Source organism: Psychrobacter sp. FME6, from assembly GCF_014861365.1.
Lineage (GTDB): Bacteria > Pseudomonadota > Gammaproteobacteria > Pseudomonadales > Moraxellaceae > Psychrobacter.
In genome coordinates, this window is record NZ_RRYW01000130.1 from 1 (window position 1) to 6,115 (window position 6,115).

The following is a 6,115-nucleotide window of genomic DNA, read 5'->3' on the forward strand; positions in this document are numbered from 1 at the left end:
ATAGACAGTATATAGCGTTAGACCCTATGACAGCATGAATAATGTCCATTACACCTTTATTTACTTTAAAACCGATACAAGTGCTGCTGGAGTAAATTTTCCGCAGCCTCTATCACGCCTGCGAACAGCAAGCAAGAAAAATTAGCACCAGTAGCACGGGATTATTAACGCATCGATTTTATTTAGAATTTACTATAGTAGTAAACACGATCGTTGATAGTAATAAAAACTACATGGTATAAGTGGATTGTAAGCTATCGATTTTACCCGCCAATAAGCGCTCTACTTCGTTTTTTATTCTTTGTCCAGTAACATCACTACCAATTTGCACCGCAAAACCTGCTGGTCGACCACTTTGGGTCTTTGAGTTAATCCAGACAATTTTACCGTTCATCGGTAAGCGCTCGCTAGAGTTGGGCAAAGTTACCGCAATAAACACTTCATTGCCTAATTGTTGAGGTTGATTAGAGGGCACAAATAACGCGCCGTTACTGACAAAGGATAAATAGCTGGCATATAAAGTTTCGATATTTTCAATATGGCAGGTTAAAATCCCGCCGCGTCCTGGCATGGCCATAATCAGCTTCCTTTGTTAAGTAAGTATAATATAGTTCTATCAGTAATTAAGCTATATACAAAACGTTATAAATAGGCCAATTCTTGCATTAGCCTATCATAGGCAAATTTTTCTTGCACATTTTGTTGTAGCGCAATTTTAGTCTGTTGTAAGCTATCAGCAAATGCTGCTACGGCACTATCGGCGGGTTGATAGTCTCTTAATACTACTGATAGATTGATGTCTTTTTGCAGCTCACCAAGTCCAAGGCAGACGCGGCGCATATCGAGTAACATCATCTCAGACAACTGGATAAACGCGGTTAAATCCAGCTGGTTTTGCCAATAATCACTGGCGGCCACACTACTGCGCTTACCACTACGTAATGCTTGCCACGTCGTCAGCCATAAAGCGCGCTTGCTATACCACGGTGTTTGGGCCAGCGCTATCGCCGCTAAAGGCGCGCCATTTGCCAACTGTACAAGCTGCTCAATCTCAGCTGTACCGACCGCTTCTCGATTGACAGTAGACCCAAGTACTTGGGTCACATAATCAATGCCGATAGCAGGCTCAATCGTTTGCAAGGCCAGCTGCTGCACACGGCTTTTGATAGTGGGCAGCAGCTGGGCAGGTGTATCACTAATCAAAAACAAATGCACTTGGGCTTGTGGCTCTTCTAGGGTTTTTAGCAGCGCATTTGCAGCAGCAACTGTCATTTTCTCAGCGTGATCTAACACGCAGATTCGCATTCCCTGCCCGCCTTGATAAATAAAAGGTTGCAAGGCACGAATGTCGTCAATTTTTGTCTTAAGACTGGCACTGTTAGTAGCGTTTTTATTGGAATTGCTAGCTTTCTTATTTTTAGCGGCGCTGTTCGATTTATCTTTATCAGTGCCATGGTCTGCATTGGTTGGCATACTCACCAGCGGCAACACTTGCAAGCTTGGATGTGTACCTGACCTGAGCCACTGGCAGCTCTCACAGGAACCACAAGCCCCTGCTGGATGACTATCACGCTCACGGCATAATAACCAAGCAACCAAACGCCAGACAAAAGCGCGCTTACCCATCCCTTGCATCCCTGCAGCCAGTAATGCATGTGGCAAAGATTTCTGCGCTGTCGAAACGCGCTTGGTAAGCTGCGACCACAGGTCTTGCTGCCATGGCAACAACGGCGCAAAATAAATCTTATCTGAGGTATCTATTGCGTCTGTATTTCCCGTTATGTTACTCATAGCTACTGCCCTATAACACTGCTTAATTTTTGAAATACTGGGATATAGCGTGTTACTGACGCTTTGAATGGAGTTTATATTTTTACTTAGGCTATTTTAAATAGGATTTTGAAAATCCATTAAACTCATGCTATTCAAACGATCTAAATCTTCTTGCGTATCGACACCAGCAGGTAACTGACAGGCAGCGGCGGCGATAGCGATATTTCCACCATTTTCTAAAACACGTAGCTGCTCTAAGCTTTCAAGTATTTCAAGCGGCGTTTGCGGCCAATGTACAAACTGCTGTAATAAGCGAACACGATAAGCATATAACCCTAAGTGACGATACGCATTTTTTGGTGGGTATTGGTGATTCTCGCTGGCCATTACCACGTCGCGATCACAAGGGATGGGCGCTCGGCTAAAATAAAGTGCACGTTGCAAATCATTAAACTGTTGGCTCACAACCTTTACCACCGATGGGCGCATAAAAGTCTCATAATCGTCGATAGGCTCATACAAAGTCGCCATCACGCTAGCACTGTCTGCCACCAGTAATGCTCTAACTTGCTCTAATAATAGTGGCGGCACAAGAGGCTCATCACCTTGCATATTCACCACGATATCCTGGTCAGCCCAGCCTTTAATCGCCGCAACTTCAGCCAAACGATCCGTCCCCGAAGCATGCTCGCTACTGGTCATTACCACATCGAAACCCGACTCTATACATACCTTAGCGATACTCTCGTCATCAGTGGCGATACACATATCATCCGCAAAATGTGCCGCCTGTGCTTTTTCAGCGACCCACAGTATCATTGGCTTGCCATGAATACTCAATAATGGCTTGCCAGGCAACCGTGTACTTTTGAAACGTGCGGGAATGACGATATGAGTTTTTGCGGGTGTGGCGACTGGCGACATGGTTATTCCTATAACAATCTTATGGTTTTAATGCATTTTATATGGTTGATTTTAGCTTTTTTATACTTTTAACATCGATATCCAGCGTCTTTAATTGCTGCTGTAAGTCATCATAACAGCTGTCAGACAATACGGCTGTCACTGGCAGTATCCATAACCTAGATACGAGATTTTTATATTCGTCATTGAGAGCTTGCTCAGCGGTATATTCTAATAATAGTGTTTTTATCTTTACCGCATCCTTACTAGTGACGACGATGGGGTAATCGCTATATTGTAAAAGCTCCGCTAGGTTAAAGTCATAATGATCAGGGTAAGGATGACCTATGACCTCGAAGCCCAGCAAGTTTAAGGTATCAAAAAACCGCTGCGGATAACCAATACCACTCACCGCATGTACTTTACTGCCTTTTTCAGGGGCGCTATCATTTATTAAATCATCAGTCACTTGAGAATCAGTGACGGCCAGCTGCCACAAGCGCTGCATCTTGTCAGGCTGTAAATGCATGGTTAGGCGTTTAGCTTGATGCTGATGGTTATAAGCATCGCTATCATCTTTACCGTTAGCCGCGGGCTCTGTCGCTTGCTTTTCGTGATAAATGACAGTTGCCCCTTGTAAGCGCGACAGTGGCTCACGTAAAAACCCAGTAGGCAATAATTGCCCGTTACCAAACCCACGCGCCGCATCGACCACAATCCATTCGATATCGCGTTGCAACGCATAATGCTGCAGGCCATCATCGGCAATAATTAATTGTAAATCTGGATATGTATCAAGCAAAGTCGTAATTGCTTGCTGACGATTGGGGCATACTGCCATGGGTGCATCGGTCATGTTGACGATTAAGCGAGGCTCATCACCCACCACATTCGGTAAACTATTTACGTTGACCAACGCTGGCATCTGGCTGGTATCACCGCCGTAACCGCGACTGATAACACCTACATTAACGCCTTGCTGCTGCAGGTAACTGACCAATTCAATAATTAAGGGTGTTTTACCGCTACCGCCAACACTGATATTACCAATAACCATAATAGGAATTGGCGCACGATAACTACTTAACACCCCAACCTTATAAGCTTGACGACGTAGCATGGTTATTAGACCGTACAACCAGCTAATAGGTAATAACAGCCATAACCATGCGGCTTGACGTTGCCATGCCCGGGTCACTGTCGTTTCAATACTCATAATGGCTAACCAATTTTTATTGATTTAGTACGACGTAAGCGTCCAAAGTTACCAAAAAAACAACCCAGTAAATCTATTCAAAATCTCGAGCATACATTTGCGCATAATGACCTTGTAGTTGCATCAACTCTTTATGCGTACCCAGCTCGACAATTTGACCACCATCCAACACCGCGATACGGTCAGCTGATTCAATAGTGGTTAAACGATGGGCAATAACCAGCGTCGTACGGTCTTTCATAACATTATCAAGTGCTTGCTGAATATAATACTCTGACTCATTATCTAAAGCACTAGTGGCTTCATCTAAAATCAAGATGGGCGCATCTTTTAGTAGCGCCCGAGCAATCGATAAGCGCTGGCGCTGTCCGCCAGATAATTGCAGACCTTCGGCACCAATTTCGCTTTGGTAGCCATTGGGCATTTGCATAATAAAATCATGAGCAAAGGCGTCTTTTGCAGCACGCTCTACCTCAGCCTGCGATTTATTGGCTAGGCCACCATAAGCAATATTATTAAATACCGTGGTATTAAAAAGTACGACTTGCTGATTGACCATGGCGATTTGAGCACGCAAGCTTTCTAATTTGATATCTTTGATTGGTATCCCATCCAAGGAAATCTGCCCTGAAGAGGTCGCCAAAGTACGCGTCAGCAAATTGACTAAAGATGATTTACCAGCGCCACTGCGACCTACCAATGCCACCGTTTCCCCTGCTTTTACATTTAGCGTAAAGTCACGCAAGGCTACAGTCGAATCTGGATAAACCAAGCCAACATTATCCAAGTGAATCTCACCTGATAATGCCGAGCTGACAACACCTGTGTCCTCTTCTTCTGGCTCATCCAGCAAGGCAAAAATTGACTCACCCGCGGCGATGCCTTTTTGCAACTTTTGGTTGACATCCGTCAACGAGCGCACTGGCTTGCTGAGCAGTCCTGCAGCGGCAATATAAGAGATAAACTCACCTGCCGAGATATTGTCTATCACCGCTGGGCGTAGCGCGAGCCAAACCACAACTGACATTGCCATCGCCATTAATAGCTGCACGGCTGGCGTATTAATACTATTGGTAACGACAACTTTCATGCCTTGGCGCAAGTTCTTTTTTGAGGTTTTATCAAAACGCTTGGATTCGTAGGCTTGTCCGCCATAATTCTTCACCACTTGATAGCCACCAATGACTTCATTGGTAATATGACTGACATCACCCATCGTCTCTTGGATACCTTTTGACAGCTTCAAATAGCGCTTAGAAGCCACCCGAATCAACCACAATATAGGGGGCAATACAACAAACAAAATCAAGGTCAAGCGCCAATTGCTATACAGCAAAAATCCTATCAACGCCACAACTGTCAAGCCGTCACGCAGCAAGGTTTTCATTGAATCCGTACTAGCGGCAGTGACTTGCTCAACATCAAATATCAGCTTAGACGAGATAGTACCTGCTGGATTGGCCAGATAGAATGAGCTTGGCAAGCGCAGCAACTTATTAAAAACCTCTACCCGCAGCTCATAAACCAGGTTGCGTGAGACTAAGGCTGTATAGTAATTACCTAAGAAGCTCCCGACACCGCGCACAAAGAACAACCCAACGATGATAAATGGAAATAAATCTTGTTTGCTTTGATCGTTCTGGTTAATAGCGTCAGTAATATATTGCAATAACTTAGCAATCCAAATCTCTGTCGCCGCATTAATCGCAAAACCCAAAACAGTCAGTAGCAATGCCCACCAATAGGGTTTTAGATACCTCAATAAGCGAACCAATGTTTTATGCTTAGGTATATTTGATGGGGGCGCTATCGATGGTTTTTTAGCAGATATGTCTTTAGAGTCAGGTTGATAAGCTTGGCTCATAAAAGCCTCAATTTAGATATCATGAAATGAATGGACTGCGCTTTACGACACCGTTTCATAGCGATGCCAAAATAGTCAGGTCTAAATAATACCATTCACAAAAATTAGAGTAGCAAGAAAAACGAGTGCAAGTGCTAGGCACTGTAGACTAAACGAGTTTGACACGGCTAATCGTACTTTTTGGTCTTAGTATAAAAAATACATTTATATACCCCACTCTCAACTTGAAATAAGCAACTCAAACTGAAGAGGCGGGTTACCAAGTTTTTTGTTGAGTACAAAGCATAGATTATGTGACAGAATCTTACGAATCAATCGATGAGACAAATGCCATAAATCTCTTGCCCGTACCCTTTGTA

The 6,115-nt window shown here is 44.0% G+C and carries 5 protein-coding genes and 1 pseudogene; all 6 read right to left on the reverse strand.

The annotated features are described in order from the left end of the window. Positions 1-229 precede the first annotated feature (229 nt). On the reverse strand, positions 230-577 hold the full coding sequence (locus tag EI162_RS13015) for a PilZ domain-containing protein (protein WP_192524751.1): 348 nt from the start codon (positions 575-577) through the stop codon (positions 230-232). 65 nt (positions 578-642) lie between these two features. Further along, complete coding sequence (locus EI162_RS13020) at positions 643-1,791, reverse strand: DNA polymerase III subunit delta' (RefSeq protein WP_192524752.1); 1,149 nt, start codon at positions 1,789-1,791, stop codon at positions 643-645. A gap of 96 nt (positions 1,792-1,887) precedes the next feature. Continuing rightward, entirely contained in the window at positions 1,888-2,697 is an 810-nt protein-coding gene (kdsB, locus tag EI162_RS13025) for a 3-deoxy-manno-octulosonate cytidylyltransferase (protein ID WP_192524753.1), read from the reverse strand. Positions 2,698-2,734: 37 nt separating this feature from the next. Further along, entirely contained in the window at positions 2,735-3,892 is a 1,158-nt protein-coding gene (lpxK, locus tag EI162_RS13030) for a tetraacyldisaccharide 4'-kinase (protein ID WP_192524754.1), read from the reverse strand. A gap of 73 nt (positions 3,893-3,965) precedes the next feature. Next, complete coding sequence (msbA, locus tag EI162_RS13035) at positions 3,966-5,756, reverse strand: lipid A export permease/ATP-binding protein MsbA (protein WP_192524755.1); 1,791 nt, start codon at positions 5,754-5,756, stop codon at positions 3,966-3,968. 219 nt (positions 5,757-5,975) lie between these two features. Beyond that, positions 5,976-6,115 (reverse strand): annotated as a pseudogene (locus tag EI162_RS13040) (IS982 family transposase); the annotation flags it as partial.

Coding starts and splice junctions, on each gene's coding strand:
- EI162_RS13015 (WP_192524751.1), bottom strand. CDS start 577: ATGGCCATGCCAGGACGCGGCGGGATTTTAACCTGCCATATTGAAAAT.
- EI162_RS13020 (WP_192524752.1), bottom strand. CDS start 1,791: ATGAGTAACATAACGGGAAATACAGACGCAATAGATACCTCAGATAAG.
- kdsB (WP_192524753.1), bottom strand. CDS start 2,697: ATGTCGCCAGTCGCCACACCCGCAAAAACTCATATCGTCATTCCCGCA.
- lpxK (WP_192524754.1), bottom strand. CDS start 3,892: ATGAGTATTGAAACGACAGTGACCCGGGCATGGCAACGTCAAGCCGCA.
- msbA (WP_192524755.1), bottom strand. CDS start 5,756: ATGAGCCAAGCTTATCAACCTGACTCTAAAGACATATCTGCTAAAAAA.